This window comes from Exiguobacterium sp. GL_137, from assembly GCF_057834585.1.
In genome coordinates, this window is record NZ_CM174406.1 from 1,999,403 (window position 1) to 2,024,998 (window position 25,596).

29 protein-coding genes are annotated in these 25,596 nt (G+C 44.2%); 9 read left to right on the plus strand and 20 right to left on the minus strand.

The window, feature by feature from the left end; translation table 11 throughout:
- Window positions 1–3 precede the first annotated feature (3 nt).
- Complete coding sequence (gene pdhA, locus AC3IRK_RS10605; RefSeq protein WP_012370881.1) at window positions 4–1,086, minus strand: pyruvate dehydrogenase (acetyl-transferring) E1 component subunit alpha; 1,083 nt, start codon at window positions 1,084–1,086, stop codon at window positions 4–6.
- A gap of 378 nt (window positions 1,087–1,464) precedes the next feature.
- Here pdhA and def point away from each other — a divergent pair, with 378 nt between their 5' ends.
- Window positions 1,465–2,004 carry a peptide deformylase gene (gene def / locus AC3IRK_RS10610; protein WP_131502668.1) on the plus strand — a complete coding sequence of 180 codons (540 nt, stop codon included), beginning with the start codon at window positions 1,465–1,467 and terminating at the stop codon, window positions 2,002–2,004.
- Window positions 2,005–2,060: 56 nt separating this feature from the next.
- Here def and rnjA read toward each other — a convergent pair whose 3' ends face one another.
- Both rnjA and AC3IRK_RS10620 read right to left on the minus strand, forming a co-directional pair.
- Window positions 2,061–3,728: a ribonuclease J1 gene (rnjA, locus tag AC3IRK_RS10615; RefSeq protein WP_012370883.1), complete on the minus strand. Its 1,668-nt coding sequence runs from the start codon at window positions 3,726–3,728 to the stop codon at window positions 2,061–2,063.
- Window positions 3,725–3,943 (minus strand): DNA-dependent RNA polymerase subunit epsilon, encoded by a 219-nt coding sequence (locus AC3IRK_RS10620; RefSeq protein ID WP_114595395.1) that lies wholly within the window; start codon window positions 3,941–3,943, stop codon window positions 3,725–3,727. The genes rnjA and AC3IRK_RS10620 overlap by 4 nt, the downstream gene beginning before the upstream one ends.
- A 170-nt stretch (window positions 3,944–4,113) precedes the next feature.
- Here AC3IRK_RS10620 and AC3IRK_RS10625 point away from each other — a divergent pair, with 170 nt between their 5' ends.
- The gene (locus tag AC3IRK_RS10625) at window positions 4,114–4,890 is read left to right on the plus strand and encodes a Cof-type HAD-IIB family hydrolase (RefSeq protein ID WP_131502669.1); all 777 of its coding nucleotides are present in this window, start codon (window positions 4,114–4,116) and stop codon (window positions 4,888–4,890) included.
- 52 nt (window positions 4,891–4,942) lie between these two features.
- Here AC3IRK_RS10625 and AC3IRK_RS10630 read toward each other — a convergent pair whose 3' ends face one another.
- The 5 genes from AC3IRK_RS10630 to ccpC form a co-directional block, all read right to left on the minus strand.
- Window positions 4,943–5,611 (minus strand): potassium channel family protein, encoded by a 669-nt coding sequence (locus AC3IRK_RS10630; protein WP_012370886.1) that lies wholly within the window; start codon window positions 5,609–5,611, stop codon window positions 4,943–4,945.
- Between the two features lie 187 nt (window positions 5,612–5,798).
- On the minus strand, window positions 5,799–6,821 hold the full coding sequence (locus tag AC3IRK_RS10635) for a cytochrome d ubiquinol oxidase subunit II (protein ID WP_012370887.1): 1,023 nt from the start codon (window positions 6,819–6,821) through the stop codon (window positions 5,799–5,801).
- Between the two features lie 12 nt (window positions 6,822–6,833).
- Window positions 6,834–8,222: a cytochrome ubiquinol oxidase subunit I gene (locus AC3IRK_RS10640; protein WP_131502670.1), complete on the minus strand. Its 1,389-nt coding sequence runs from the start codon at window positions 8,220–8,222 to the stop codon at window positions 6,834–6,836.
- 222 nt (window positions 8,223–8,444) lie between these two features.
- On the minus strand, window positions 8,445–9,557 hold the full coding sequence (locus tag AC3IRK_RS10645) for an N-acetyldiaminopimelate deacetylase (RefSeq protein ID WP_114595392.1): 1,113 nt from the start codon (window positions 9,555–9,557) through the stop codon (window positions 8,445–8,447).
- Window positions 9,541–10,431: a transcriptional regulator CcpC gene (gene ccpC / locus AC3IRK_RS10650; RefSeq protein WP_012370890.1), complete on the minus strand. Its 891-nt coding sequence runs from the start codon at window positions 10,429–10,431 to the stop codon at window positions 9,541–9,543. Before ccpC ends, AC3IRK_RS10645 begins: the two co-directional genes overlap by 17 nt.
- 65 nt (window positions 10,432–10,496) lie before the next feature.
- Here ccpC and AC3IRK_RS10655 point away from each other — a divergent pair, with 65 nt between their 5' ends.
- Window positions 10,497–10,889, plus strand: coding sequence for a disulfide bond formation protein B (locus tag AC3IRK_RS10655; RefSeq protein ID WP_131502672.1), 393 nt, complete (start codon window positions 10,497–10,499; stop codon window positions 10,887–10,889).
- On the opposite strand, the gene AC3IRK_RS10660 is transcribed toward AC3IRK_RS10655, so the two are convergent.
- The 7 genes from AC3IRK_RS10660 to AC3IRK_RS10690 form a co-directional block, all read right to left on the minus strand.
- Window positions 10,883–12,178 carry an FAD-dependent oxidoreductase gene (locus tag AC3IRK_RS10660; RefSeq protein ID WP_489169949.1) on the minus strand — a complete coding sequence of 432 codons (1,296 nt, stop codon included), beginning with the start codon at window positions 12,176–12,178 and terminating at the stop codon, window positions 10,883–10,885. The two genes, AC3IRK_RS10655 and AC3IRK_RS10660, sit on opposite strands and share 7 nt — an antisense overlap.
- Window positions 12,179–12,284: 106 nt before the next feature.
- A complete protein-coding gene (gene nadE / locus AC3IRK_RS10665; RefSeq protein WP_131502674.1) occupies window positions 12,285–13,100 on the minus strand; it encodes an NAD(+) synthase in 816 nt (271 codons plus the stop codon).
- 37 nt (window positions 13,101–13,137) lie between these two features.
- The gene (locus tag AC3IRK_RS10670; protein WP_426353815.1) at window positions 13,138–13,602 is read right to left on the minus strand and encodes a BsuPI-related putative proteinase inhibitor; all 465 of its coding nucleotides are present in this window, start codon (window positions 13,600–13,602) and stop codon (window positions 13,138–13,140) included.
- Between the two features lie 91 nt (window positions 13,603–13,693).
- Complete coding sequence (locus AC3IRK_RS10675) at window positions 13,694–13,906, minus strand: hypothetical protein (protein ID WP_114595387.1); 213 nt, start codon at window positions 13,904–13,906, stop codon at window positions 13,694–13,696.
- Window positions 13,907–14,263: 357 nt separating this feature from the next.
- The gene (locus tag AC3IRK_RS10680) at window positions 14,264–15,355 is read right to left on the minus strand and encodes a virulence factor (protein WP_426353816.1); all 1,092 of its coding nucleotides are present in this window, start codon (window positions 15,353–15,355) and stop codon (window positions 14,264–14,266) included.
- 139 nt (window positions 15,356–15,494) lie between these two features.
- Entirely contained in the window at window positions 15,495–16,220 is a 726-nt protein-coding gene (locus AC3IRK_RS10685) for an alpha/beta fold hydrolase (protein WP_131502678.1), read from the minus strand.
- Between the two features lie 8 nt (window positions 16,221–16,228).
- Window positions 16,229–16,786 carry a GNAT family N-acetyltransferase gene (locus tag AC3IRK_RS10690; RefSeq protein WP_012370898.1) on the minus strand — a complete coding sequence of 186 codons (558 nt, stop codon included), beginning with the start codon at window positions 16,784–16,786 and terminating at the stop codon, window positions 16,229–16,231.
- Window positions 16,787–16,908: 122 nt separating this feature from the next.
- Between AC3IRK_RS10690 and AC3IRK_RS10695 the strand changes: the two genes are divergently transcribed.
- The 4 genes from AC3IRK_RS10695 to AC3IRK_RS10710 all read left to right on the plus strand — a co-directional run bounded on the left by AC3IRK_RS10695 (window position 16,909) and on the right by AC3IRK_RS10710 (window position 20,646).
- Complete coding sequence (locus tag AC3IRK_RS10695) at window positions 16,909–17,640, plus strand: hypothetical protein (protein ID WP_489169950.1); 732 nt, start codon at window positions 16,909–16,911, stop codon at window positions 17,638–17,640.
- Between the two features lie 250 nt (window positions 17,641–17,890).
- Window positions 17,891–18,184 carry a hypothetical protein gene (locus tag AC3IRK_RS10700; protein WP_026832492.1) on the plus strand — a complete coding sequence of 98 codons (294 nt, stop codon included), beginning with the start codon at window positions 17,891–17,893 and terminating at the stop codon, window positions 18,182–18,184.
- Window positions 18,185–18,386: 202 nt separating this feature from the next.
- Window positions 18,387–19,709, plus strand: a complete 1,323-nt coding sequence (gene brnQ, locus AC3IRK_RS10705; protein WP_489169951.1) for a branched-chain amino acid transport system II carrier protein — start codon at window positions 18,387–18,389, stop codon at window positions 19,707–19,709.
- Window positions 19,710–19,773: 64 nt separating this feature from the next.
- Entirely contained in the window at window positions 19,774–20,646 is an 873-nt protein-coding gene (locus tag AC3IRK_RS10710) for a DegV family protein (protein ID WP_188004542.1), read from the plus strand.
- A 163-nt stretch (window positions 20,647–20,809) separates the two neighbouring features.
- On the opposite strand, the gene AC3IRK_RS10715 is transcribed toward AC3IRK_RS10710, so the two are convergent.
- From AC3IRK_RS10715 to AC3IRK_RS10725, 3 genes are read right to left on the minus strand one after another with little or no spacing between them, the layout of a single operon-like run.
- Entirely contained in the window at window positions 20,810–21,316 is a 507-nt protein-coding gene (locus AC3IRK_RS10715) for an HAD family hydrolase (RefSeq protein WP_489169952.1), read from the minus strand.
- Window positions 21,303–21,941, minus strand: coding sequence for a phosphatase PAP2 family protein (locus AC3IRK_RS10720; RefSeq protein WP_188004543.1), 639 nt, complete (start codon window positions 21,939–21,941; stop codon window positions 21,303–21,305). Before AC3IRK_RS10720 ends, AC3IRK_RS10715 begins: the two co-directional genes overlap by 14 nt.
- Window positions 21,941–22,486 carry a phosphatidylglycerophosphatase A family protein gene (locus tag AC3IRK_RS10725; protein WP_026827879.1) on the minus strand — a complete coding sequence of 182 codons (546 nt, stop codon included), beginning with the start codon at window positions 22,484–22,486 and terminating at the stop codon, window positions 21,941–21,943. Before AC3IRK_RS10725 ends, AC3IRK_RS10720 begins: the two co-directional genes overlap by 1 nt.
- 145 nt (window positions 22,487–22,631) lie before the next feature.
- Between AC3IRK_RS10725 and AC3IRK_RS10730 the strand changes: the two genes are divergently transcribed.
- The gene (locus AC3IRK_RS10730) at window positions 22,632–23,144 is read left to right on the plus strand and encodes a YjcG family protein (protein ID WP_131502684.1); all 513 of its coding nucleotides are present in this window, start codon (window positions 22,632–22,634) and stop codon (window positions 23,142–23,144) included.
- A 2-nt stretch (window positions 23,145–23,146) separates the two neighbouring features.
- Here the strand turns inward: AC3IRK_RS10730 and AC3IRK_RS10735 are convergent, their stop codons facing one another.
- Both AC3IRK_RS10735 and fabI read right to left on the minus strand, forming a co-directional pair.
- Window positions 23,147–23,350, minus strand: coding sequence for a hypothetical protein (locus AC3IRK_RS10735; protein WP_114595378.1), 204 nt, complete (start codon window positions 23,348–23,350; stop codon window positions 23,147–23,149).
- A 133-nt stretch (window positions 23,351–23,483) separates the two neighbouring features.
- Window positions 23,484–24,257: an enoyl-ACP reductase FabI gene (fabI, locus tag AC3IRK_RS10740; protein ID WP_114595377.1), complete on the minus strand. Its 774-nt coding sequence runs from the start codon at window positions 24,255–24,257 to the stop codon at window positions 23,484–23,486.
- Between the two features lie 144 nt (window positions 24,258–24,401).
- On the opposite strand from fabI, the gene AC3IRK_RS10745 reads away from it, so the two are divergent.
- Entirely contained in the window at window positions 24,402–25,571 is a 1,170-nt protein-coding gene (locus AC3IRK_RS10745) for an FtsW/RodA/SpoVE family cell cycle protein (RefSeq protein ID WP_131502685.1), read from the plus strand.
- The last annotated feature ends 25 nt before the right edge of the window (window positions 25,572–25,596 follow it).

Below are 25,596 nucleotides of genomic sequence, written 5' to 3' on the forward strand. Positions count from 1 at the left end.
GGGTTATTTCGACTCCTTTGCTGTATACTCATCAAGCTGCTCTTGCAGGTTTTGTGGTAACTTTTCAGCCATCACGTTGATGAAGTCTGTTACTTTTTGTTTCGGTTCTTTATCTGCTTGAGCGAGTGCTTCTTTTACATCCGCTTTTGCTTGTTCGATGACTTCGTTTTCTTTGTCTTCGTTCCAAAGACCTTTTGTTTCCATGAACGCACGGAAACGAACGAGTGGATCTTGTGCTTGGTACTCATCGTCCATATCTTTTGTACGGTAACGTGTTGGGTCATCTCCAGCAAGTGTATGCGGTCCGTAACGATATGTGAGTGTTTCGATCAATGTCGGCACCCCGTTCAGTGCTTCAACACGAGCTTGTTTCGTTGCTGCGTAGACAGCAAGAACGTCCATTCCGTCAACTTGGATTCCGTTGATTCCGGCTGCAACGGCTTTTTGAGCGATTGTTTTCGCCATCGATTGTTTTTCAACCGGTGTTGAAATCGCAAAGCGGTTGTTTTGGACAACGAAAATTGCAGGTGCTTTGAATGCTCCAGCAAAGTTCATACCTTCGTAGAAGTCACCTTGTGATGATCCGCCATCACCTGTGTACGTAATTGCGACTTGCTCTTTTCCACTTTTCTTAAGACCGAGTGCAACACCGGCAGCTTGCACGATTTGTGCACCGATGATGATTTGCGGCATTAAGACGTTAACACCTTCAGGAATCTTACCACCTGTGATGTGTCCGCGTGAGAATAAGAATGCTTTGTAAAGCGGGAAGCCGTGGAAAACCATTTGCGGGATATCACGGTATCCTGGAAGAATCCAGTCATCTTTATCTAAAGCAAATTGTGAACCGATCATTGACGCTTCTTGCCCAGCGACTGGCGCATAGAAACCGAGACGTCCTTGACGGTTGAGTGAGATTGCGCGTTGATCCCAAATACGTGTGTAAACGAGACGACGCATTAATTCCGTAAGTTCTTCATCTGAAAGATCCGGCATAGCGTCTTTGTTGACGACTTCACCTTTTTCATCCAGAATGCGGAATGTTTCAAAGTTTTCTTCCACGTTTTTAAACATGTTTAAGTTCATCTTTTCACCTCATCCTTTCACTGTGCTCAGCGAAATATTCCTCTGACTGATTTGCTCACATACGAATAGTGTTCAAAAAATGAAGTCCCGTATGACCTTTTCTTGAACATATATCTGTGTACCTATCCAGTTGAGTAAACTGTATTAACATGACTAGACACGAAAGCATGTCTTGTTCATTACGTTACAAGTATAAAACTGTAACACCTATAAAATCAAAGGAAATGTTTTATTTTTTTTAGCGGATGTTCTTGTGAATGACCTCACATTCGAAGAACGGCTTTACTTCTGTACTATTCATCATTTTACAACTGTGTTAGTTATTAATATTCCTCCTTTGATATGCTATAATTTTTCTAGATGAAAGGGGTGTTGTTCATGATTACCATGAATGAAATCGTTCGGGAAGACGTTCCTTCGCTTCACGAACGTTCTGTCGATGTTACCTTCCCCCTCAGCGAGGAAGATAAAGAAACGATGCGTCTGATGATGGAGTATCTTGCCAACAGTCAGGACGACGAGTTAGCTGAAAAATATGATTTGCGTAGCGGGATCGGACTGGCGGCTCCCCAAATCGGGGTCAACAAACGGATGTTTGCCATTCGCCTGCAAGACGGGGATGATATTCTCGAGTTCGGGATCTACAATCCGAAAATCGTCAGTCATTCCGTTGAACAAACATATCTTGCCGGCGGTGAAGGTTGTTTGTCCGTTGACCGGGAAGTCGAAGGCCATGTACCGCGCTATATGCGTATTACCCTGTCTGGCATCGATCATAACGGAAATCCTGTAAAATTAAGATTAAAAGGATTAAAAGCAGTCGTCTGCCAGCACGAATATGATCATTTGGATGGCATCATGTTTTACAATCGAATCGATCCGAAAGAACCGTTCAAGGAATATGGTTCATCGCTTTAATTTAATTAAGAAACAACAAAAGGACATTTCCAACATAAGGAAATGTCCTTTTTTATTTATACTTCCATGATGATTGGCATGATCATTGGATGACGTTGTGTTTTTTCAGTCAAGTACGGTGTCAATGTATCATTGATGACTTGTTTGATATCCGTCCATTTTGTATTTCGATTCGCCAAAGATTGCTCAAGTGAACGCTTCAACAAGCGTTCTGCATCCTTGATCAAGTTACCTGATTCACGCATGTAAACAAATCCGCGTGAAATGATATCCGGTCCTGAAACAAGACGATTTGTTTTAGAATCAAGTGTTACGACGACGACGACCAATCCTTCTTCTGAAAGAATTCGTCGGTCACGCAGGACGATATTCCCAATATCTCCAATTCCTTTTCCATCTACATAGACGGCATTCGCTTGGATTTTACCGGTAATCGCAGCTGCATTGGCATCGAGTGCCAAGACTTCACCGTTGTCCATGACGAAACAGTTTTCTTCCGGTACACCGGCGTCCATTGCAAGCGACATATGTTTTTTCAACATCCGGTATTCTCCGTGGATCGGCATGAAGTATTTCGGCTGCAGGAGACGAAGCATCAACAATTGTTCTTGTTGACTGCCGTGACCTGATGTATGGATGTCATTTAACTTGCCATACATGACATCTGCACCGGCTTTGTACAATTGGTTGATCGTTTTTCCGACAGAAACGACGTTTCCTGGAATCGGAGAAGACGAGAAGATAACCAAGTCGTCCGGAATGATTGAAATCTGACGGTGTGTCCCGTTAGCGATCCGGCTCAGGGCTGCCATCGGCTCCCCTTGTGAGCCTGTGCAAAGAATCGTCAGTTCGTTCGATTTATACCGTTTCATTTCATTCGGTTCAATGATTGTTCCTTTAGGTGCTTTGATGAAATCAAGTTCCTGACCAATCATCATGACTTTATCCATGCTCCGACCGAACACGACGATTTTACGCCCTGCTTCGACCGATGCATTGACGACTTGTTGCAAGCGATAGATATTCGAAGCGAATGTCGCAAAGATAATCCGACCTTCTGCTTTACGGAAGATGTTTGAAATCGTATCTCCGACGACACGTTCACTCATCGTAAAGCCTTCAATCTCAGCGTTCGTCGAGTCTGATAACAGACAGAGAACACCTTCCTTGCCGAGTTCCGCCATTTTTGTTAAGTCAGCAGGTTCTCCGACTGGTGTGAAATCGAATTTGAAATCACCGGTATGGACAATGTTGCCCTGCGGTGTTTTGACAACGACGCCAAACGAGTTTGGAATCGAGTGTGTCGTCCGGAAAAACGAAATGCTTGTCTTCCGGAATTTGATGATTGAATCCTCATCAATTTCATGTAACTCGGCCGTCCGTAACAAACCGTGTTCTTCAAGTTTTACTTTAATGAGACCAAGTGCAATTTTCCCAGCATAAATTGGTAAGTTGACTTGTTTGAGTAAGAACGGTAATCCCCCGATGTGGTCTTCGTGACCGTGGGTGATGAAGACCCCTTTTACTTTATCTTTATTTTTAATCAAGTACGTGTAATCCGGAATGACGTAGTCAATTCCAAGTAGTTCATCTTCCGGGAACATAACACCGGCGTCGATGACGATGATCTCATCTTGAAATTGAACGACGTACGTGTTCTTCCCGATTTCTCCTAAGCCACCGAGTGCGAAAACGGCTGCTTGATGGTTTTTAACGAACTTCATGCGAACGTTTCAACCTTATAGTCTGGGCTTAGTTTTTCATATTCAAGGAATTCGCCGCTTAACTCACGGATGAATTCGACATTGATATCTTTGATGAGGTGATCAATCGCTGTTCGCACTTCACGAATGTTCTCTCCCTCAACATACATCACTTCTGTCCGTTCCCGTACTGGGGCTTCCGAACGAAGCGGTTGATAAAATACTTTAAAAATCATGTTTAGCAACTCCTTATCAGTCCATTGTTTTTTGTCCTTAGATTAGTATACACGATATCCTACTATTTTTTCATCCTATTCCTAAACCAAGGTCGGCGTAAACGTTAACGCTATGCTATAATTCCACATGTATCCGGCTGAACAGCCAATTAAAAAGAGAAGGTGAAACCATGGCAAATCAGAAAGTCGTCTTTTTCGATATCGATGGAACCTTACTTCACGATGGTCATTTTGTTCCCGAGTCGACCAAACAGGCAATTAAACAGCTACAAGCAAATGGTGTTTATGTAGCCATCGCGACCGGACGTGGTCCGGCGATGTTATCCGGTGTGCGCGAACTGCTCAACATCGATACGATCATTGGTTATAATGGTCAAATCGTTGTTCATCAGAACGAGGTCATTTACAGACGCCCACAACCGATTGAAGATCTTAAGCACTTAACCGCTCGCGCACATCAAAACGGTCATACACTCGTCTATCTAGGTGAAACACAGGGTTTCTCAACTAAACCGTCAGATCAGTTGGTCCAGGAATCCCTTGGAGAACTGGATATTCCTTTACCCGCCTTCGATGAGCAAGCATTTACGACACATGATGTCTTCCAAACGCTTGTCTATTGTACCGCTGAAGAAGAAGCCGAGTACACTCAAAATTACAAAGCCTTTGACTTCATCCGCTGGCATCCGAATGCGATGGATGTCATTAATGTCGGTTCGTCAAAAGCTGATGGTATCAGACAATTCCTGAAGTTGACGAATATCCGGCGCGAAGATACGTTTGCCTTCGGAGATGCGCTGAACGATCTAGAAATGTTACGTTATGTCGGAACCGGCATCGCAATGGGCAATAGTCTTGCTGAAACAAAAGCGGCGGCTGACTTCGTCACAAAACACATTCTAGAAGACGGCATCGAACACGGTCTGAAAGAATTCCAACTCATTTAAATGTAACAAGTACTCAAAAGGCCGAGGAATGATTCCTCAGCCTTTTTTGATATTAATTTTTCACTTTATGGATGGCACGTTCCAAACGGTCCAAGTCATCATTTTCGCCAATGACGACAAGGTAATCCCCTTTTTCAATCAATTCATCCGCTTGTAAGGAAATCATGACGTTTTCGCCTCGTTTGATTGCAACGACGTTGGCACCGTACTTACTCCGCAAATCCAAGTCGATTAATGTCTGATTGGCCATTCGATCACTGACTTTGATTTCAACGATTGAGAATTCTTGTGATAAATCGAGATAATCTAAAATATTTGAACTCATCAGTCCGTTCGCAATCCGGACCCCCATATCCCGTTCAGGGTGAACGATGAAGTCGGCTCCAATCTTACGTAACACCTTTTCATGGTAATCATTTGTCGCTTTGACGGTAATCGATTGAACACCGAGCTCTTTTAAAATTAAAGTCGTCAAAATCGACGCTTGAATATTTTCACCAATCGCAACGATGACATGGTCAAAATTGCGAATCCCAAGACTCTTTAAGACGTTTTCATCCGTCGTATCCGCAATGACAGAATGCGTCGCAATCCCCATGTATTCATTGACACGCTCTTCATCCGAATCAATCGCCAGAACGTCATATCCATTCTTTGATAATTCCCGGACAATCGAACCCCCGAACCGACCTAAACCAATTACTGCGAACTCTCCATTCATGTTCAACTCTCCTTCACAATTCTGCTTCAGTAGTAGTGTACCCGATTCACTTCTAAATTACTATGAACGCTTTTTTAATGCGGTTTTCCGTTTTCAATCCCTTAAAGTGAATGACAAATCCGCTCAAAAAAGTGTGCCACCCTTTATATGGATGACACACGGAATGGTTACGTGACACAGGTTCTGTTTATTTTGCTTTTTTCCCACTGACATAGTCGTTATCAAACAGGAACAATCGTAAGATCAAATACAATGCCGGGATCAATAACATCAATCCGAAGATAAAGACCACAACAAGTGCCGTTGCCATCGTTTCATTAACGACCGCTTTATTGATATCGATGTACGGATAAAGAATGTAAGGAAGATGTGTGTATCCGTATCCGAACCAGGCAACCCCGTATTGCGCCATAACAGCGATAAAGGCAATCCCGTAGTTTTTCTTCAAGTAGACAAGTGTCACCGCGACGCAGAAGAAAAGGAAACTTGCTGCGAACCACCACCAATTACCGTTCAAGATGTTTTCATAATGCCAAGCCGCTTGATTTTTTAAGCCAAAGAAGACTAATGCACAGACAACAATCGTCGGAATACTCCAGAACAATGCCCATTTACGAATCAATGGTGTTGCATTCTCGTCCTTTGCTTTATCCGCATAGAACAACAAGAACATGGCACTGATATAGAGGACGGATACGATCGCAAGCGCGACGACCGTCCAAGAATAAAAGTTCGTGAACAGCTTCGTCCCAAGGAATTCGACTGTCTCATTCGTTTTCCGAATGAATCCACCTTGACTGATCGTCAATGTCGTGGACATCGCTGCCGGAATCAATAGTCCTGTTGCTCCATATAAGAAAGTATAGAACATGCTGTCGTTTGAACCGTAGTTGGCAAACGCGTAAAAGCTACCGCGAATCGCGATTAATACTAAGACGATTGAAGCGGGAACGAGTAAAGCTGTTCCGTAATAATAAGCCGTATCCGGGAAGAACCCGACAAGTCCGACAAAGAAGAAGACGAAAAACACGTTCGTCACTTCCCAAACCGGAGAAAGATAACGGAGAATCAAACGGTTCGTCAAATGATCCCGTTTCGTATATTTTGAATAAAACGCGTAAAAACCGGCACCGAAGTCAATTGAGGCAACGATGAGATATCCATAAAGGAACGTCCAAAGTACGGTTATTCCAAGTGTTTGAATGTCCAACTCGTTCCCTCCTTATTTGTTGTCGTCCGCAAACATCGCTTCACCACGTGTATGATGATCATCTGCGAGTTCTTTGCCGACAGGGTTATTTTTAAACATCCGGAGCAGGACGACTGTACAAATCGTTCCGAGCAACAGATACAGTAAACTGAATAAAATCAACATCGGTCCGACAGCGGTCGAAGTGGTCGCCGCATCAGCCGTTCTCATAATACCATAGAGCGTCCACGGTTGACGTCCGATTTCCGCATACATCCAGCCTGCTTCAATCGAGACGATGGCGAGTGGTCCACCGATAAAGATACCGCGTAACAACCACTTGTTGTATGGATTCAACTTTTTGAGTCGGAAAGCCAATACGAACAGGGCCGAGATGGCGGCTAAATACATGCCGATCGATACCATGATATCGAAGAAATAGTGGACAAACAGTGGTGCCTGGTCCTCTTTGGCGAATTCGTTTAACCCGATGACTTCTGTATCCGGCGCTCCGCCCGCGAGAATGGATAAAGCATACGGAATTTTGACGGCACCTTTGATTTCATAACTGCCGTCCGCTTGTTCATCCAGGATTCCACCGAAAATCAACTCGGCTTCACTTGTTGTTTCAAAATGCCATTCTGCTGCTGCTAATTTTTCCGGCTGGTATTTCGCCAGGTATTTCCCGGAGAAATCTCCGACTAACGCAGTTGAGAACGCAAAGATTAATCCGGCCATGACCGTTAAGCGAAGAGCTTTTTTATGATATGCCGTTTCTGCTGCCGACAAGGTTTTCTTCCGTAACAGATGGAAAGCCGCAATCGCTGCCAGGATAAAAGCAACCGTCAAGTAAGCGGATACGATGACGTGTGTTGCTTTTGTCGGTGTCGCCGTATTAAACATCGCTTTTAACGGTTCGATTTGCGTGAGTGTCCCGTTGACGATTTTAAATCCTTCTGGTGAGTTCATGAATGAGTTGACCGTCGTGATGAAGAAGGCGGATAATGTTGCCCCGATGACGACCGGAATCCCGATTAACCAGTGTAACCACGGATTTTTAAACCGGTCCCATGTGTAGAGATAAATACCGAGGAAAATCGCTTCAAAGAAAAAGGCGAAAGTTTCCATGAACAACGGTAATGCGATCGTTTGACCTGCTACTTGCATCAAAGAAGGCCATAGGAGCGACAATTGTAATCCAATTGCTGTTCCGGTTACGACACCTACCGCTACAGTTACGATATAACCACGCGTCCAGCGTCGAGCCAGAAGAATATAGTCTGAATCTTTTCGTTTAATTCCGATGTACTCCGCTGCGAGTACCATCAATGGAACCCCTACCCCAATCGTCGCAAAGATGATATGGAATGCTAATGTGAGCCCTGTCAATAATCGACTGAGCATGACTGGATCATTGAACATGTGTATAGCCCCCTCTTTCTAGACGTACTTCTATATATTGTTTATATCCGTATCATAGAGAACATAATCATTTGTGTCTGTTTTAAATGTTTGATGTAACAAATTGTTCACATATACTCGTGATTTATTTCACAAAACGTTCGAAAACTGTTCTCTTCTATAAAATGAAAGCCCTTTATCCATTTTTTTCAGGAATAAAGGGCCGATTGTCACGTCTTTTGTTTAGACATATTCGCGGAAATAATGATCGAGTAAATTAATGACGAAGGGAATGGCATCTTCATCCGGATTCAGGGTCGGCTGGTGTAATCCGGACGTAGCATTATTGACACCAAGCCAAAACATCATGCCGGGAATTTCTTTTAACATGAATCCAAAATCTTCTCCTGTCATTGCAGCATCGCACTCAATATAATTCGCATTCATTTTGACGAAGGACGAAAATTTATCAACGACTCGTTGATCATTGACGACTTCATAATACCGATTTCCAAACTGTAAATCGATTTTTACGCCGAATGAAGCTTCGATGCCGCGTACGATGTCACGCACACGTTGCTCTAGTTTTTCCATGTCTGTTCCGTTAAGCGCACGCATCGTTCCGTCGAGTAAAGCACGACCTGCAATGACATTTTCCCGGATTCCCGCTTCCACTTTCCCGATCGTAATGACACTGCAGTTCATTGGATTGATCGAACGACTGACAATCGTCTGAAGTTGCATGATCAATGCCGCCTGAGCAACAACCGTATCAATCGTCAAATGCGGAAAGGCTGCATGACCGCTTTGTCCATAAATCGTGATATGAACTTCCCGGGCACTCGCAAACAAGACACCAGGCCGGCTTGCAATCGTCCCGACCGGATATTCCGGCGCGACATGCAGACCATACATCTCACTCGGACGATACTTTTCAAACAGCGGGCTTTTGATCATCGGTTCCGCCCCACCCGGTCCTTCTTCAGCCGGTTGGAACAGGAAGACGACATCATCCATGACAGGCAGTTCGACAATCCGGCGTAACAAACCTAAGGCGATGGATGCGTGAACATCATGACCACAGGCATGCATGAAGCCCGGGTGTTCAGAACCAAATGGTAACCCCGTTGCTTCTTCGATTGGTAATCCATCGATATCGGCCCGATATCCAATCGTCCGGTTCCCCGTTAAACCTTTTACGCGGACAAATACTCCTGTTTCGAATGTATCATAACTAACACGATCTTCCGGGTACGACCGGATTTGATCGAGGATAAAAGCTTGCGTTTTAAACTCCTTAAAACCCGGCTCCGGTATTTTATGAAGTTCTCGGCGCATTTCAATTGCGTATTCCATCTGACTGACTTCCTCCTTCTTCTTTGACGATGTCCCAAAACGCTTGGACTTGTTTTAATTCAAGCATCGACTCCGTCGATAGAATCCACGTGTCCCGCTTTAAAATTTTTCCCGATGACGTTTTAAGCGGAATCTGCATCACTTCACTCGCTTCATGAATCGTTGATTCCGGTAAGATGGCAAAACCAATCCCGTGAAGCGCCATCTGTTTACACGTCTCAATCTGGTCAACGACGAGCGTCCGGGCCGGTGGACTCGAAAAACGGTCCTGCCACCATTCTAAAATCTCCTGATAGTACGTCGAGTCACTTTTAAATTGAATGAAAGGACGTTCTGTTTTCCGAAGCTGTTCGAGTGACGTCAGTTCACTGTCAACAAGATATAACGGATCCGAGAACAGCCGTTCCTTCACGCCTTTCCAATCAGGATTTCCGCGGATGATACCAATATGAAAATGCTCTTCCAGCATATGGCGCATCATCTCACTTGACCACCCTGTGACCAATTGGACACGGACATGCGGATAACGTTCGACAAACCGTTTCAGGACACGGGGAAGCCAATATTGTCCCATAATGGACGCGACAGCAATCCGAAGTGTACCGTAAACAGCCCCCTCTTCCGCCGTCAATTCACTTTTAAGCTCCAGTTCTTTTCGGTTCATTTCTTTGGCGAGTCCGATGACTTTTTCACCTTGCGGGGTGATACTCAGTCCACGTGATGAACGAATGAACAGCTTTGTTGCCCAGCGCCGCTCGATTGCGACCAGACGCTGGCTGAGAGCAGGTTGCGAGACAAAAAGACGTTCTGCGGCCCGTCTCATGTTCAATTCTTCTGATAACGTAATCAACATTTCCATTTCCGACACTTGCAATGTATGATTCGACTCCTCATGATATAAGATGGCATTAGTTTAACACGTTAGAGAGGAAGGTACATATGTCACGCTATCATTTTATGTTGATCGTCTCAACGGTCGCGACTTTAGGCAGTTTGTATTTCAGTGAGATTCGCGGATTCATTCCTTGTCCGTTGTGCTGGTGGCAACGTCTGTTCATGTATACGACCGCCATTTATTTGCTTGTATCCTTATTCCGTAATCGCCCGGTCGATGGATTTTTTCTTCGATTATATACGTTACTCGGATTTGCGGTCGCAGCCTATCACGTCATACTCGAACGCTTACCGGACGGAGAAGCACTCTGCACGAACGGTTGCCTCATCAAGTGGGTCAATTATTTTGGTTTCCTGACGATTCCGATGATGAGTTTGATTGCTTTTACGATTTTGATTGCTCTTGCCTTTTATCCGAAACAAAAAAACGCTCAATGAGCGTTTTTTTGTTTCCATTCCGCTGCTACGTTCAACGCGCTCGAGAAAGACAATTCCGATAACTGCCCTTCTCCTTCACACCAATCCCCGACAAAAGCCATCGTCTCCTTATGTCCATCCTGCATAAAATTAGGGAGGGGAGTTTGCCCCATCTTCCATTTGATTTCTTGAACGATCGCCCGCTTCATTGTCCGTTCGACGACCAGACGTTCCTGCCATTGCGGATAATGCTGATCGAGAAGCCGGTGAATCTGTTTGACCTTTTCCGCTAAATAATCTGGATTTCCGACTTCCTGATGCGCAAGATAGGCGACGACTTGTAAGACCTGACCGTTTTCCGGTGCGATACTCGGATCGTAATGAGATAAATCGGTGACGAACAGTTGATGGGTACGGTCGTAAACGTATGAAAACGGTGTTTTGAGATATGGACTGATTCCGACATCGTACACAAGAACTTCTACCGGTTCATATTGGGCAAAAGGTTCGATAAAGGATTGGACGGTGGCAGGTAAGGCGAGCTTTCGCATATCACGGGGCGGAAGCGCCAAGACAACCCGGTCAACAGTCCATTCCGTTTTTTTCCGGTCACGTAACCGGTATCCTTGTTCCTTTTCTTCAATCGCTGTAATTTTAGTTTTCCGGTGAATCGTCCCTCCCTGTTCTTGCAGGACACGTTCCAATTCATCAATTAGGACTTGCCATCCGCCGGCGATATACGAAACCGGTTTTCGTGTCCGAAAAAGTTTCCGGTAATAGTCAAAATAGACGACTGACGGAATGTTTTCAGGTTCGGTCGTAAAAAAATTACTGGACGCTAAATCAAGCATCAAGCGTGACACGTCTTCTTCGACTTTTTCTTGCACCAGCCATTGACCAATTGACAACTCTGGCACTCCTTTTTCAAGACGGAGAACTGTTTTCACAACTTCCCATGTAAAACGAAGTTTATCCGTTCCGCCAATCACTTCTGTCTTCAAGAGACCAATCGCATTAGCCGGAGCAGCAGTTAAGTGGCCGGAAAATTCATATTTTGCTTTCGTCGAAGAAAAGTCCAGCCAGGTAATCTCTAATTTCAAGCTTTTAATGATCGTCTTTAACACGGAATGATCCCGCCCGTACACTGCATGCGCCCCGTAGTTAAACGTATACCCTTTGATGATTTGTGAGGTCGCTCTTCCGCCTAACATCGCTGCATCATATAGCTGAACACGTTTTCCTTGTTTGGCAAGCAAGGCTGCGGCTGATAATCCCGCTAGTCCACCACCAACGACTGCAATTGATTCCATGTCTTTACCTCCCGTCCGACTCTCTTATTGATGTGTTTTGAGTCTTTTCCCGATTTTCAGACGAAAAAAACGACAGCTGTTTCAGCTGTCGTCTGCAATGGATTACTCATTTCCACCAAGTATCCAGTGGCGAGACCGGCATATGGTGTTTATGTCCCACTCGTTTGTACTGACCTTCCAGCTTAGCCTGGCTTTCACTGGAAATCGTTTTACCTTCTAAATAATCATCAATTTCATTGTATGTCATGCCCAGCGCTTGTTCATCAGGCAACCCCGGCTGATTGTCTTCTAAGTCGGCTGTCGGAACTTTTTCAATCAATCCTTCAGGTGCCTGTAATTCACGGAGTAACTGTTTTCCTTGGCGCTTGTTCAGTCCGGTCAATGGTGTTAAATCACATGCTCCATCCCCGTGTTTCGTATAAAAACCGGTTACGAATTCTGCTGCATGATCTGTTCCGACGACTAAACAGCCGTAATGAGCCGCTATATCATATTGCACCTTCATTCGTTCCCGTGCTTTTGTATTTCCTTTGCTAAAATCAGACAAAACGCCTCCCGTTGCCTGTTCAAAAGAAGCCATGGAAGCAGCAACGGCCGGCTTGATATCGACTCGCAACGCATGATCCGGACGGATGAATGACAATGCAAGCTGGGCATCCGACTCGTCTTGTTGTTGACCATACGGTAATCGTACGGCGTAAAATTGATAATCTCGATTCGTCTCACTGCGTAACTCTTCAACAGCGAGTTGACAAAGGCGACCCGCTAATGAGGAGTCCTGTCCTCCTGAAATACCAAGAACAAGTCCTTTTGCCCCTGTATGCACAAGATACTCTTTTAAAAATTGAACGCGTTGTTTAATTTCTTCTTCAGCAACGATGACCGGCTTGACCCCCGTCACTTGAATGATTTCCTGTTGCATGAAACCGTCACACTCCTTCAGCTTTTTTTATACTTGCCTAGTTCGAGATTTCATTTTGCGCTTTCCCGTTGGAAATCGCATCTCCCTTTACTTGACGGATGGTCATCGCCTCGACTTGCGTCGGATGACTGGAATCCGGAAGCTCAATTCTTACTTCGTAACGTTTTGTCTCCAACCCTTTGAAGCGCTCTTGTTCAATCGCTTGCGTAAACACCTGCTCTTGCGAAAAAGTATAGAGCACTTTTTGATCCGCATCCTTGATTTTTAATTCAAATCGCTGGGATGTCGGGAATGTCAGGGTCACCGCTTGTTCATTCGGATTTTTTAATTGGACGACAGCTAAGACGACGTTTGGTTCTAATTGTTTTCCGGACACCTTGATTTCAATCGGTTGTTCCGTGGCATCGCCTTGTGTCGTCGCTTTCTTTTGTTCTTGCTGGTTACATCCAGCCAACATCAAGGTCAGTACGCATAAACAGGATAACAGGATAATCCATTTCAAAACAATGCCTCCTCTCTTCTCTCTTCTCAATTTTAGCACAAAAAAGAGGCAGGATAAGGTTCTCCCCCATCCTGCCTCTTTGATTCATCAATTAAGCAACCGGAATGGCTACTGTCATTTTTGATGTAGAAAACAATTGTTCAATCCCCGTTACAAACAATTCATCGCAAATGGCATCCGTTGCCGTTGCCGGTGCCACAAGTGTAATTGTCCGGCTGTCCATTGTTTCAATCGTTACGAATACACCCGAAGCCGTACGTTCTTTGTATCCTACTGCTAGATCTGTTTCAGCAAAAAGTATCATGTCCCCGAATCTCCTTTGTTATGTCAGATGTCAGTCAAACCAGAATAGCTGTTTGAAATCGAATCAGTTATTGTGATTTCACTTTATCAAAACAGGAAAAACATCGGAAAATTCTCGTTCGACATTTCGTGTCAAAACTTTATTCCAAAAAATACAACCATTTATTGGAATGTTAAAATAGTTGGGTTATACACCTTTAAAATGGTGATTTATAACGACATTTCAATTCCGTTTCAAAACCATTACAAAATATTTTTCATATTTTCCCATATCTTTTCGTTAGAAGGTAAAATATACCTAGACATCTTAATTGTTATTTTGTCGAATGGTTCTTCATACACTTCTTTTTTGAGGTTCTTATGAACTTTCACCCGACATTCGATTCATTTGTTGCCAAACCGTACCTAGTGCTTCTTCCCCACTTTCGATTCGTGCCAATGCCAGTTCCGCTTGAAGCGCGACTTCATATTCCTTATCTTGCACGGCTTCCTTTAACCGTGGAATCGATTGTTCCGTTCCAACATCAAATAAAAAGCGGGCAGCCCGCCAACGGACCAGTTTATTTTTATCCGTCAACGCTTCAATCATCATCACTTCCGCCTCCGGCAAGGCCCAGTCGGAAATCGTATCTCCGGCCGTTCGCCGTACACTGCTTGACGGGTCGTGTAGCGCATTTGTTATATAATCCAGCAGCTCTAATCGGTTATCTTCAAACATTCCGAGTTTGACTACAGCCTGTCTTCTGATCTGCATCTTTTCATCTTGAAGCATCTTGGCGTATGCCGGGACCCAGTTCAATTCAATCGGTAATTCATCTAGAGCTGCAAAACGCTGTTTCCAATCTGACGACGTTAACGCCTGTCCGTCAAATGTGACTTCTTCCCCTGAAGCAATAGTCTTTAAGCGATCAATCCGCTCTGCTGGATACGCGACTTCGATTTCTTGAGCTACTTCTGCCAAACTTTCATCTAAATCCCCGTAACGCGGTGCCTGTTCGACCCAGCGGCGGTCACTGATGACATTCTTCACATAAGGTTGAACGAATAGCGCAGCTTCCCGGAACCGGTCGGGTAATCCGCGGCGTTTTTCTTCTAGTCCTTTGACTCCTTTTAGTTGCATCGGTACACCTAAAATAAATTGAATGAACAGATGAACAGGCTCAAATGCCTCATCCGTCTCATGTTGTTCGACATCGCTGAGTACTTCGCCAAAGGACCGGCGAATCTCGATGACTAGCGTACGCCAATCATATTTCGGAAACCGTTCAACGGCTAAAAAGTCACTCACTTGATAAACCGACTTAATGCCTGGAATCTCCAGTAATTTTGCTACATGATCCGGTGCACCAAATGCATGTTCAAACGTTTGTCCCTTTTCCGAAAACGTTTCATCAACGATGACCTTCATATTATTTGGACTTGGTGTTGGTTCAATTGCTATAATTTTCATCTTAATCCCTCCCCTTTCATCATTCAGAAATTCAATTAAAAATGCAACGCATACGCTTTTGTATCTTTTTTCAACCGGTTACGTAAAAGAAGCAAGAAAGCGCCCACCGTGTGGTGAACGCTGATCAGACAGATTGCCCTCAAGACTTCTCCTCTGAGAACACTTCTTCTAAAATTTCACAAAATGCATCCGGTGTCTCAAGCATCCCCATATGACTGCTGTCCGTCGAACGTTTTATAATCCGTTCGTTTTGAGGCGCAAATGCACTCGCTTCCGAAATTAAAGGATCCTTCGTTCCGTGGATGATCACTCCTGGAACATCCGTTCGACTTAAGACGGCTGTCAAATCTCTACGGTCACGCATCGCTGTCAGCGCCCGTATTGCCCCTTCGACAGTCATCATATAACCGATTTCCTTCGCTTCAGAGACGATCATCACATCAGTACCTTCAGCGAATAGGCCGGGAACTAACCCGTCAACAAATTCCCGTACACCGATTTCTTGGACTCGGCTGATGTTTTGATTTCTTTTTTGTTTGGCTTCGTCCGTATCTGCTTTAGCCGTTGAGTAGACAAGACCAAATCCATTGATTTTTTCCGAATACATCTCGACAATCGAGGAGACGATATAACCGCCAAACGAATGTCCAATCAGAATCGGCCGTTCAATCCCTCTTCGTTCCAAGTCCTCCATCACCCATGAGGCAAATTCTTCAATCGTCTCCGGACCGACTGATTGTCCTTCATGACCAGGCAGAGCCAGCACGAGTACATCAAACGACAGACGCAGTTTCGCTTCAACCCGATTAAAATAATCCGTTCCTCCGGCAAATCCATGTAGTAACACAAGTGATTGTTTCGACATTCGACTAGTCATCCTTTCCATTCCGATGCAAGCATTCGGTAGATCGTTAAATCCATAAATCGTCCATGACTGTACGCATAATCTTCAAGTAATCCTTCTGCTTGAAAACCAAGTTTCTGAACCAGTGCATTGGACGCGATATTTTCAGGTGCAACGAGTGCACTGATTCGGTGCAGCGCGAAGTCTTCAAATCCGTGTGTCAAGACTGCCCGTGCTGCTTCCGAGGCCACTCCCTGTTGCCAATAGTCTTGGCTGACTTCAAATCCGATTTCTGCCCGGTGATACTGGGTCAACCAATTATGAAATCCAATCGTTCCAATCAGTTGATTCGTTTGTTGGTCGGCAATCGCCCATCGAATCGCTTTCCCTTGGGTGAATTGTTCTTTGAAGTAACTGATGACATTTTTTGCTTCATACACCGTGACCAGCGGATCTGATCCGTAGTAATACATGACCTCATCATCCGATAAAATCTTAAATAGATCTCGTGCATCTTTGTTTTCCAGTTCTCTCAAGATGAAGCGTTCTGTTTTTAGTTCCGGGAATGGTTTTCTTAACCCCCACATGCCCAATCACCTCTTTTTTATATTATGCCCGTTTTCAGAAGGAAATACCCTTTTCGCTCATTAGAAGTTTTGCTACTATTGAACTTATTCACGTCCTGACCACGAAAGGAAGTCGCTCGTTTATGTCCAACTCCCTGCTCTACTTGTATGAAGATGCCGAAAATCATCGTTTGACGATGTCCGGTGTTACTTTTGCGGACTTTATCACGTCTATTGATTCAAAAAGTGCCCTGCTTGTCTCAGGAGCCGCTTTCAAATCCATCAAATATTCTTCGCGGACCGCCTTTCATTATGTCGAGGCGCATGAAGTCGAACAATTTGTCCAATCGAATGATGTAGAACGTTTTCCACTGAACGCCATTGATATCCGTTCTTCTCATTCCCTGGATATCCTGACAGATGTTGAAATTGCAGAGCTGTTGTTTTTAATGCATATGAAACGCGGAATGCCTAGTCCATTCATGACTTCCGTCGAAAACGAATGGGCCTATTTCAGTGAGCATGATGGGACACAGGCAACGGCTTATTTAAAAGATTGGCCCAGTATCGAACAAGTCTTATCCACATTAGTGCAACAAAAAATCCGTCGCGAACTCCGTATTCCGACCCTTTCACCTCTTACAGCGGAAATCATCATTAATCTGCGTCAATTGTTACAAGAAGGAATTTTGATCGATTTCACGCATACACGGCAATCGATGTTCACACGTCAAACGACCATTCCGGTTTATATCGCCGGTCGATACGAAGACATGCATGTTCTGAAAGAAGATCTTGAGACAAAAAAAGAATCGATCATCCTTCGTGGTGAGTTGATCCATCGTAAAAAAAATTGGAGTTTGGAGTTACGTTGATCCTAATCACTTTTTTTACTTGATAACAGGATAGTTTTCTCATATTTTTCATACGGTACTTTTTGCTCGTTTTTTGTATAATCCTCTATATGACAATACCATTACTGATTAATCGGAATTTTCACATAAATTAAGACTGGTATCTGGTCCAGACTTCGTTATAATGAGATTAACCTTTTGGAAGTTAGAAGTTGGAACCGCTTTTCTGATGATTTAAATAAGTTTGGATCAACCGAAGGAGGAATTTAGCATGGATCAGTTAAAAGTGAACGGTATCGGTTCATTCACCAAGTTTGCAACGAACGGAAACATCCTGAAATTGAAGGATGCCACAACAGGCGAACTGAAAGTATCGTTGAATGAAGCGAGCTCAATGACTATCTCACCTATTGATGAAGAAACAGGATTATTTATTATCCATGGTCAGCAGCAAGAACCACTCGTGGAACTGACCCTCCCTCGTCAATCGTGCGAAGTCGTTCACGCTTGGCTCCTCCATAAATTAAGACGACAAAAAAAAGGTCGTTTCATGGCGTCTAGCTAAACCACTTACTCCTTTACTTTATCATTCCTGCAACATCCTGCTCATGTCACCGTTAGAGATCTTCTAACCATGACATGGGCTTTTTTTGGTAAAGTCAAAAAATAAACCTTGAAAACAAATGAATTTTCTAAAAATTCTTTCATCACTTCTCATCCGGTGATATAGTGAATAACGTAAAAAAAAACAGGAGGTAAGATATATTATGAGTAAAAAAGATGTTTTTGCTTTAGGTTTTATGATTTTCGCATTATTCTTTGGTGCGGGTAATTTGATTTTTCCTCCTGAACTCGGTGCCCTGGCCGGAACACAGTTTTTTCCTGCAATACTCGGCTTCATTGTTACCGGTGTCGGATTACCTCTGACTGGATTGATTGCTGTCGCATGGGTCGGCGGGGGAATCAGTACACTTGCCCGTCCGCTTCCTAAATTCGTCGGTGCTCTACTGACTTTTGCTTTATATGTCGCCATCGGACCTTTTTTTGGAATTCCACGGACTTCCGTCGTCACGTATGAACTTGGTGTTGTTCCCTTCTTAAGTGGTCCTAGTCAAACGACGCTGTTGATTTCTTCTTCCGTTTTCTTTTTAATCACGTTGTATCTTGTCCTTAAACCGGGCAAACTGCTCGATATCATTGGTCGTTTTATCACTCCGTTGTTGCTGTTGGCACTTGCGACACTCAGTATCAGCAGTATCTTAACGCCATTATCGGCAGTTCAACCCCCCGCCTCTTCGTACGATGGTTTTACAGATGCATTCATTCAGGGATTTCTTCAAGGATACTTGACGCTTGACGCTCTCGGCGCTCTTGTATTTGGTGTCATCGTCCTGCATACGCTACATGTCAGAGGTTTAAAAAGTCGAAAAGTCCAATTAAAGACCGTGACACAAGCCGGATTGATTGCTGCACTATCACTGACTCTGGTTTACACCGGACTCGGCTTCATTGGTCGGAATAGTTTTGGAGCAGTCGGGGTAATCAATGGTCCTTCATTATTACAACAATATGCCGAAAGTACATTCGGAACGATTGGTCTGATGATTTTGGGAGTCGCTATTTTGCTTGCCTGTTTAACGACATCTGTTGGTCTTGTCACAGCTTTTTCAGAATATATGATGTCGCTCTCAACCCGTCTCACACTTCCGGTCACCGGCATTATCACAACCGTTTTAGGTTTTTCCGTTTCAATTGTCGGACTTGATGCCTTACTTGCGATTGCGGTACCTATCTTGATGTTCCTGTATCCGATTGTCATCGTCCTGATTGGTTTGACCTTTATCCGTTCTTTGCTGAAGAGACCATCACTTGTGTATCGAATCACTTTATCGGTCACGGCCTTGTTCTCTTTATTAAGTGCTCTCCATACGTTAAAAGTTTTGCCTAATCCGATAGTCGCTGTATATTCATTCTTGCCGTTATCCGATAAAAGTTTAGCTTGGCTGTTGCCTGTTTTGATCACCTTCTTCATCAGTTCATCGATTAGACACGTTTCTCCAAATTCTATTCCTGAAAAACAGATTGGCTAGTGATGCCGCTTTCATCGCTATGGTATGATTAAAAAAATGAAATTCTACTGGAGGCGTCGCTTTAATGGATAAGATTGCTTGGATTACCGATAGTATGGCTTTTTTCCCATCCGGGGAAGCTGAAAAACTCGGAGTCCATGTCGTACCAACAGTCATCATCATCAACGGAGAATCATACCGGGAATATGCTGATCTGTCGATTGAACAACTGGATCAAAAAATGCGCGAAAATTCTTCTGTCATCCCGACGACTTCACAACCGTCGTTTGGTGAGTTAGTTGAACTTTACGAGCGTTTACAAGCAGACGGTTATGATTATGCGTATGCTGTTCACATCACGAGCGGCTTAAGTGGGACGTATGCCAGTTCTGTCGCCGCTGCGGATGCTGTCGGTTTTAAGTTATATGCCATTGACTCTTACACCGGTGCTACGAATCAACAAAACATGTTACGTCTTTCCATCGAAATGGCGCAAGCTGGTAAGCAGCCGGAAGAAGTCATGCAAGTCTTGGAACAGTTCAAGCACCACTCTCATTTCTATCTGATTATCGGCAACATGGAGACGATGCGTCGAAGTGGTCGTGTTTCCAGCAGTCAATTTTTACTGGCCAACATGCTGAACATTAAACCGATCGTGAAGTTCGACGAGGTCGGTAAACTGGTTCCGTTTAAAAAAGTGCGGTCGATTAAAAAAGCTTTTCACGAAATGTCATTCGAGATCGCTACTAAAATCGAACAGTTTGGTTTATACAATCAGACCCTTTACATCGGCCATACACTCGCGCGGTCTTCTGCCGAACAATTACGCGATTTGCTGCAAACAAAATTGCCACAGATTTCAATCGAAATTACACAGTTTGGTCCATCCATTCTCACGCACGCTGGATCGGAAACCGTTGGTGTGTACTGGTTCGATGATTTGACTGTCAACGTATAAGAAGTAACCTTGAACGACTTCCTTTATTTTGGACGCTGCTCCCGCTTATTAGGTGATTCCGATATTACATCAGAGTCATCTTTTTTAGTGCCCGTATAACAGTCCATCTACACAAAAAAACCGAATGGGACCTTTGAATTAAGTGTCCCCATTCGGGTAAGTGTTATCCTTGCTGCAAATCATTCATTTGTTTAAAGACATCATCAAGCATCTTCGCTTCATCTTCTTGGCGCAAAATCGTCTGATGCGGACGAGTGATTCGTTTTTCCCATGCTTCTGCCGGATAAACGGTCCAATCGAACTGCTCCACTTCCTCTAAATAACGGAGTACCGTTTCCAGAGAAGGGTTTTCTTCGTATTGTCGTAACCAGTTTGCATAACGTTTATCTGGTTTCCCATCCTTCAGCAAGGTTCTACCACTCTCAAGAATAGACCATTTCGGCTTCGCATCGATTTGAAACAACTCCAAATGCCGGAATCCCTCAAACGTGCGGCTCGTAAATGGAATCAAACCGTTCTTTTCAACGAGACGTTTCAATCGCAAATGCGTCCGCATCGTCATGAACCGTTTTTCTTCTCCTACTCGCTCTACTAATAAAGTAGGAACTGCAATCGTCTTCATCGCCGTTTCATCAAAAAGCAGACTGTGATCGATATCAATTAATAACATGATGACCGGTCTCCTTTTGTTTACGTCGCGATGAGATGAAGGCATAGGACAGACACAAGATGAACGCAGCAAAACAAAAACCACCAACAACATCTGAGAAGTAATGCACGTTCAAGATAATACGTGACGAACCCATTGCTAAAATCAACAGACTAAGAAAGATTCCCAAAATGATTTTCCCGGCCCGGTTTAAAAACCGCCAACTCAAAATCAAAAATCCACCGTACACTGCAAAAGCCATTGACGAGTGACCGCTCGGAAAACTGTAGCCGACTCCGCCAACCAATTCATTGAGTGAAGGACGATCCCGGACAAAAAAAGCTTTAGCAACTTGATTGAGAACGGCCACCGCCAAAAAGGATAACAGATACCAAATACTTCCCACCCGATCTCGCCACAGGTAATAACTGATGGCGGTTAACAGAAGTGTCACCGTTACGGCTCCTACTCCTGATCCTAACTGCGTGAACCAACTGACATAGTCAGCCGGGACTTGTTTCGACATGCGATTGGACAGTTGCGCGTCAAATAAAAAATAGCCCGTCAACCGGATGGAGATAGCGATTCCGAGAAAGATGACGAACGCAATTCCTGAAACAGCTAAAGCTTTTCGATTTAGTTTCATCAATACGTCCCTTTCCGTTGCTCAAGTTCTTCGGCCGAATAATCTTCTTTATCACGTAATCGGTGTGCAAGACGTCCAGACGCATTGGCAGCGATGGCTGCTACGATATCATCCATGAAGGTATTGACGCGTCCGTCATCGACCTTTGTATCCAGCTCTTTGATAATCCCGATCTTAGCCTTATCCAAGTAACCAAACGTCGTTACGGCAATCGAACCGTACGTATTGACAGCTCCAATTGCAATCGTCTCGTCGACGCCAAACAATCCTTCATCACTACGAATGATGGATAAAAGCGGTTCAGATAACAATCCTTTTTCGGCTAAAATATCGAGTTCTGCCCCAACGAGAATAGCATGCTGCAACTCCCGTTTTTCGAGAACACGTTCCACGGAGCTGACACAGGTTTCAAGCGTAAGTTCAATCGTGTATGGTGCTTGCATTTGATACACGATTTCAGCAATTGCATGAATCGTGACACCTCGCTCATGCAGCTTATCGATTGCTGCTTGTTTTACTTCTTTAGAATGTGCTTTTTCTTTCATGACAAAATCCACCTCTCTGACAAAGTTCTTCACAAGTATACACGGATTGCTGCTCTCCCCTCAAACTTCTTTGACATCACACCGATAATCCGTCATGATTATCCTGTAAAGCGTTATCATTTCAGGGGAAAGTAGGGGATTTTCGATGAACATCGGGGTAGTTTTGTTTCCATCGAAACGAATTCAGGATTTTGCGAATTCATACCGAAAACGGTACGATTCCAAGTATGCGTTAATCACACCACACATTACGATGCGAGAACGGATCAGTGTCGATGATACCGAACTTGATTCCATCGTAGCTGCTCTCAATCAGGTAGCAGAGCAAACGAAACCGGTTTCACTTCATATCCAAGGCGCTCGGTCTTTCCATCCGACGAATAATGTCTTATTTTTAAAAGTCATGCCGACGGATGAATTGGAACAATTACATCAAGCCTTGCATTCGGGTGATCTTAGTCACACACCGAAGTATGATTTCTTACCTCACATTACAATCGGTCAAGATTTATCCGATGTCGAATTATTCGACGTTCTCGAACGATTGAAAATGGAAGATATCCGTTTCCAAGAAGATGTCACCAAGATGGCTCTTCTGTATGAACTCGAAAATGGTTCATGGAGTGTGTACGAAACGTTCCGATTTACAGGTCAATAACATCAAACTTCCCGGTCGAACTTGCGACCGGGAAGTTTTAGTTCTGGCAAAACCCCATAAGCATTTGCTTGTTCTTCCAGCTCAGCATGATGCGGCTCGACACGCTTGATCGGATTGATGCGGGCGACCGGTTCTGTTTTCCGCTCCAAATCGACTCTTACTTGCCGATTCACATATTGGACTACCGTAAAATCTACTTGGTACATAGAATATCCCTCCCTAAAGTTCAGCTCGTTATTCTGTTATTCCCAAAATCTCTTTAAGAAAAACAAAAAACCAAGGTTTCCCTTGGTTTTAACTGTACAGTTTAGTTCGGAATGAACGAAAATTCTTATTATATTATAAGATATGGAAACCGCTGTCGACGTGAAGAATCTCACCCGTAACACCGCTCGACATCTGGGACAAGAGGAATAATCCACTTTGACCAATTTGTTCTGTCGTGACGTTACGGTGAAGTGGTGCCCTCTCTTCAATACTTTCGAGAATCGAATTGAAATCACCGACACCTTTTGCAGAAACCGTTCGGACCGGACCGGCTGAAATCGCGTTGACGCGAACACCCTGCTTTCCGTACTCTGCTGCTAAGTAACGGACACTTGCATCGAGTGCCGCTTTCGCGACGCCCATCACGTTGTAGTTCGGGACCATCTTTTCGCCACCAAGATACGTCAATGTAATAACAGAGGCATCTTCCGTGAAGAAATCTTTTGCCGCTTTCACAACAGCCGTCAAACTGTATGCCGAGATATCGAGTGCTTGCGCAAACTGTTCGCGTGTCACACCTGAGAATTCACCACGTAATGCTTCTTTATCGGCAAAAGCAATCGAGTGAGCGATTCCTGAAATCTGTCCGTGATCGGCATGAATCGTTTCAAATACTTGTGTGATTTCAGCATCACTCGTGACATCACACGTATAATACGTCGCCGGTCGTGAAAGTTCTTGACCTAATTTTTCGAGTGGCGCCTTGAAGCGTTCTCCGACATACGTAAAGGCAAGACTTGCCCCTGCTGCATCAAGAGCACGTGCGATTCCCCATGCGATTGACCGTTGATTGATGACACCCATTACAACATACGTCTTTCCCTCAAGCGAAGGATAAATATTCATTATGAGTTCCCCCTTAAATTAGTACCTGGTAATAACACCTATATCTAGGTTACAAAAACGTAACGCTTCTGTCAACCATCGCTCTTGATATTGCGATTTTGATAAATTACGGTAATATAGAAAGAGACAGAAAGTAGGGATGGAATGAACCGTTTTAAATCATTTACACAACGTTATGATAACACGTTGCTTTTTTTGCTCGGTTGTTTGATGGTCATCAGTGTCATCGCAATCTATACCGCGCAACCTTTCTTACAAGGGGCAATCAGTGAAATCAATTTCATGGCAAAACAGATTCAGTGGTATATCATCGGATTTATCGCACTGTCTGTCGTCATTCTCATCGATTATGAGCAGCTGAAACGTTTTCACTGGTACTTATATGGAGCAGGGATCATCTCCCTGATTGGTCTCGTTGTTTTACGTAATACGCCGTTGGTCGCAAACATTAAAGGGGCGTACGGTTGGTATCAGTTCCCCGTCATCGGAACCGTTCAACCGGCTGAGTTCATGAAGTTTTTTCTGATTGTTACGTTAGCTGCGGTGATTTCGGAACACAATGCCCGGTATGTCCAACATGAACGGGACTTCCTGCTGTTAGTCAAGATGGCCGCGATTACGTTGCTTCCGCTTGCTTTAATCATCATTCAACCTGACTTAGGAATCGGTTTGATTCTCTGCGTCATCTTAGCGTGTGCGATGTTACTGTCCGGCTTGAACTGGAAATGGTTGCTTACTATGTTCGGCTTGTTGACCGTCGCAATTGTCGGATTCTTTTATCTGTTTTATTTCCAGAATGATTTACTCGCCACCTTCTTCCCGGGGCATGCGATGAACCGGATTATGGCTTGGTTACAACCGTTTGAGTATGCGGATGACCTTTCCTATCAGCTGGTCCAATCGATTAACGCCATCGGCTCAGGTCAGATGTTTGGTGTCGGGTACGGAAAACTGCAAGTATCAGTTCCCGAACTGCATACCGATTTTATCTTCACCGCAATCTCAGCTCACTACGGCTTTATCGGTGCAGCCGTCGTTCTAATTATCTTGTTCCTGTTCATCTACCGGTTGATTCAAATCGCGCTGGAAACAGCAGATCCGTTTGGAACGTATATCGTAACGGGTTATGTCGCCATGTTCACATTCCAAATCTTCCAAAACATCGGTATGACGATGGGTGTCTTACCGATCACCGGTCTCCCGCTTCCCTTCATTAGTTACGGAGGGTCGACGATGATTGTTAACTTGGTTGGACTCGGCTTGATCATGGCAATTGCTTCACAGTCCCGTATCTCGATGTTTGATGAAGATTAACTTCAAAAAAGAGTGGCATCCAGTC

Bases quoted from the DNA above. Each gene is read 5' to 3' on its own strand.
- pdhA (WP_012370881.1), bottom strand. From the start codon at position 1,086: ATGAACTTAAACATGTTTAAAAACGTGGAAGAAAACTTTGAAACATTC.
- def (WP_131502668.1), top strand. From the start codon at position 1,465: ATGATTACCATGAATGAAATCGTTCGGGAAGACGTTCCTTCGCTTCAC.
- rnjA (WP_012370883.1), bottom strand. From the start codon at position 3,728: ATGAAGTTCGTTAAAAACCATCAAGCAGCCGTTTTCGCACTCGGTGGC.
- AC3IRK_RS10620 (WP_114595395.1), bottom strand. From the start codon at position 3,943: ATGATTTTTAAAGTATTTTATCAACCGCTTCGTTCGGAAGCCCCAGTA.
- AC3IRK_RS10625 (WP_131502669.1), top strand. From the start codon at position 4,114: ATGGCAAATCAGAAAGTCGTCTTTTTCGATATCGATGGAACCTTACTT.
- AC3IRK_RS10630 (WP_012370886.1), bottom strand. From the start codon at position 5,611: ATGAATGGAGAGTTCGCAGTAATTGGTTTAGGTCGGTTCGGGGGTTCG.
- AC3IRK_RS10640 (WP_131502670.1), bottom strand. From the start codon at position 8,222: ATGTTCAATGATCCAGTCATGCTCAGTCGATTATTGACAGGGCTCACA.
- AC3IRK_RS10645 (WP_114595392.1), bottom strand. From the start codon at position 9,557: ATGGAATACGCAATTGAAATGCGCCGAGAACTTCATAAAATACCGGAG.
- AC3IRK_RS10655 (WP_131502672.1), top strand. From the start codon at position 10,497: ATGTCACGCTATCATTTTATGTTGATCGTCTCAACGGTCGCGACTTTA.
- AC3IRK_RS10660 (WP_489169949.1), bottom strand. From the start codon at position 12,178: ATGGAATCAATTGCAGTCGTTGGTGGTGGACTAGCGGGATTATCAGCC.
- nadE (WP_131502674.1), bottom strand. From the start codon at position 13,100: ATGCAACAGGAAATCATTCAAGTGACGGGGGTCAAGCCGGTCATCGTT.
- AC3IRK_RS10675 (WP_114595387.1), bottom strand. From the start codon at position 13,906: ATGATACTTTTTGCTGAAACAGATCTAGCAGTAGGATACAAAGAACGT.
- AC3IRK_RS10680 (WP_426353816.1), bottom strand. From the start codon at position 15,355: ATGAAAATTATAGCAATTGAACCAACACCAAGTCCAAATAATATGAAG.
- AC3IRK_RS10685 (WP_131502678.1), bottom strand. From the start codon at position 16,220: ATGTCGAAACAATCACTTGTGTTACTACATGGATTTGCCGGAGGAACG.
- AC3IRK_RS10690 (WP_012370898.1), bottom strand. From the start codon at position 16,786: ATGTGGGGGTTAAGAAAACCATTCCCGGAACTAAAAACAGAACGCTTC.
- AC3IRK_RS10695 (WP_489169950.1), top strand. From the start codon at position 16,909: ATGTCCAACTCCCTGCTCTACTTGTATGAAGATGCCGAAAATCATCGT.
- AC3IRK_RS10700 (WP_026832492.1), top strand. From the start codon at position 17,891: ATGGATCAGTTAAAAGTGAACGGTATCGGTTCATTCACCAAGTTTGCA.
- brnQ (WP_489169951.1), top strand. From the start codon at position 18,387: ATGAGTAAAAAAGATGTTTTTGCTTTAGGTTTTATGATTTTCGCATTA.
- AC3IRK_RS10710 (WP_188004542.1), top strand. From the start codon at position 19,774: ATGGATAAGATTGCTTGGATTACCGATAGTATGGCTTTTTTCCCATCC.
- AC3IRK_RS10715 (WP_489169952.1), bottom strand. From the start codon at position 21,316: ATGTTATTAATTGATATCGATCACAGTCTGCTTTTTGATGAAACGGCG.
- AC3IRK_RS10720 (WP_188004543.1), bottom strand. From the start codon at position 21,941: ATGAAACTAAATCGAAAAGCTTTAGCTGTTTCAGGAATTGCGTTCGTC.
- AC3IRK_RS10725 (WP_026827879.1), bottom strand. From the start codon at position 22,486: ATGAAAGAAAAAGCACATTCTAAAGAAGTAAAACAAGCAGCAATCGAT.
- AC3IRK_RS10730 (WP_131502684.1), top strand. From the start codon at position 22,632: ATGAACATCGGGGTAGTTTTGTTTCCATCGAAACGAATTCAGGATTTT.
- AC3IRK_RS10735 (WP_114595378.1), bottom strand. From the start codon at position 23,350: ATGTACCAAGTAGATTTTACGGTAGTCCAATATGTGAATCGGCAAGTA.
- fabI (WP_114595377.1), bottom strand. From the start codon at position 24,257: ATGAATATTTATCCTTCGCTTGAGGGAAAGACGTATGTTGTAATGGGT.
- AC3IRK_RS10745 (WP_131502685.1), top strand. From the start codon at position 24,402: ATGAACCGTTTTAAATCATTTACACAACGTTATGATAACACGTTGCTT.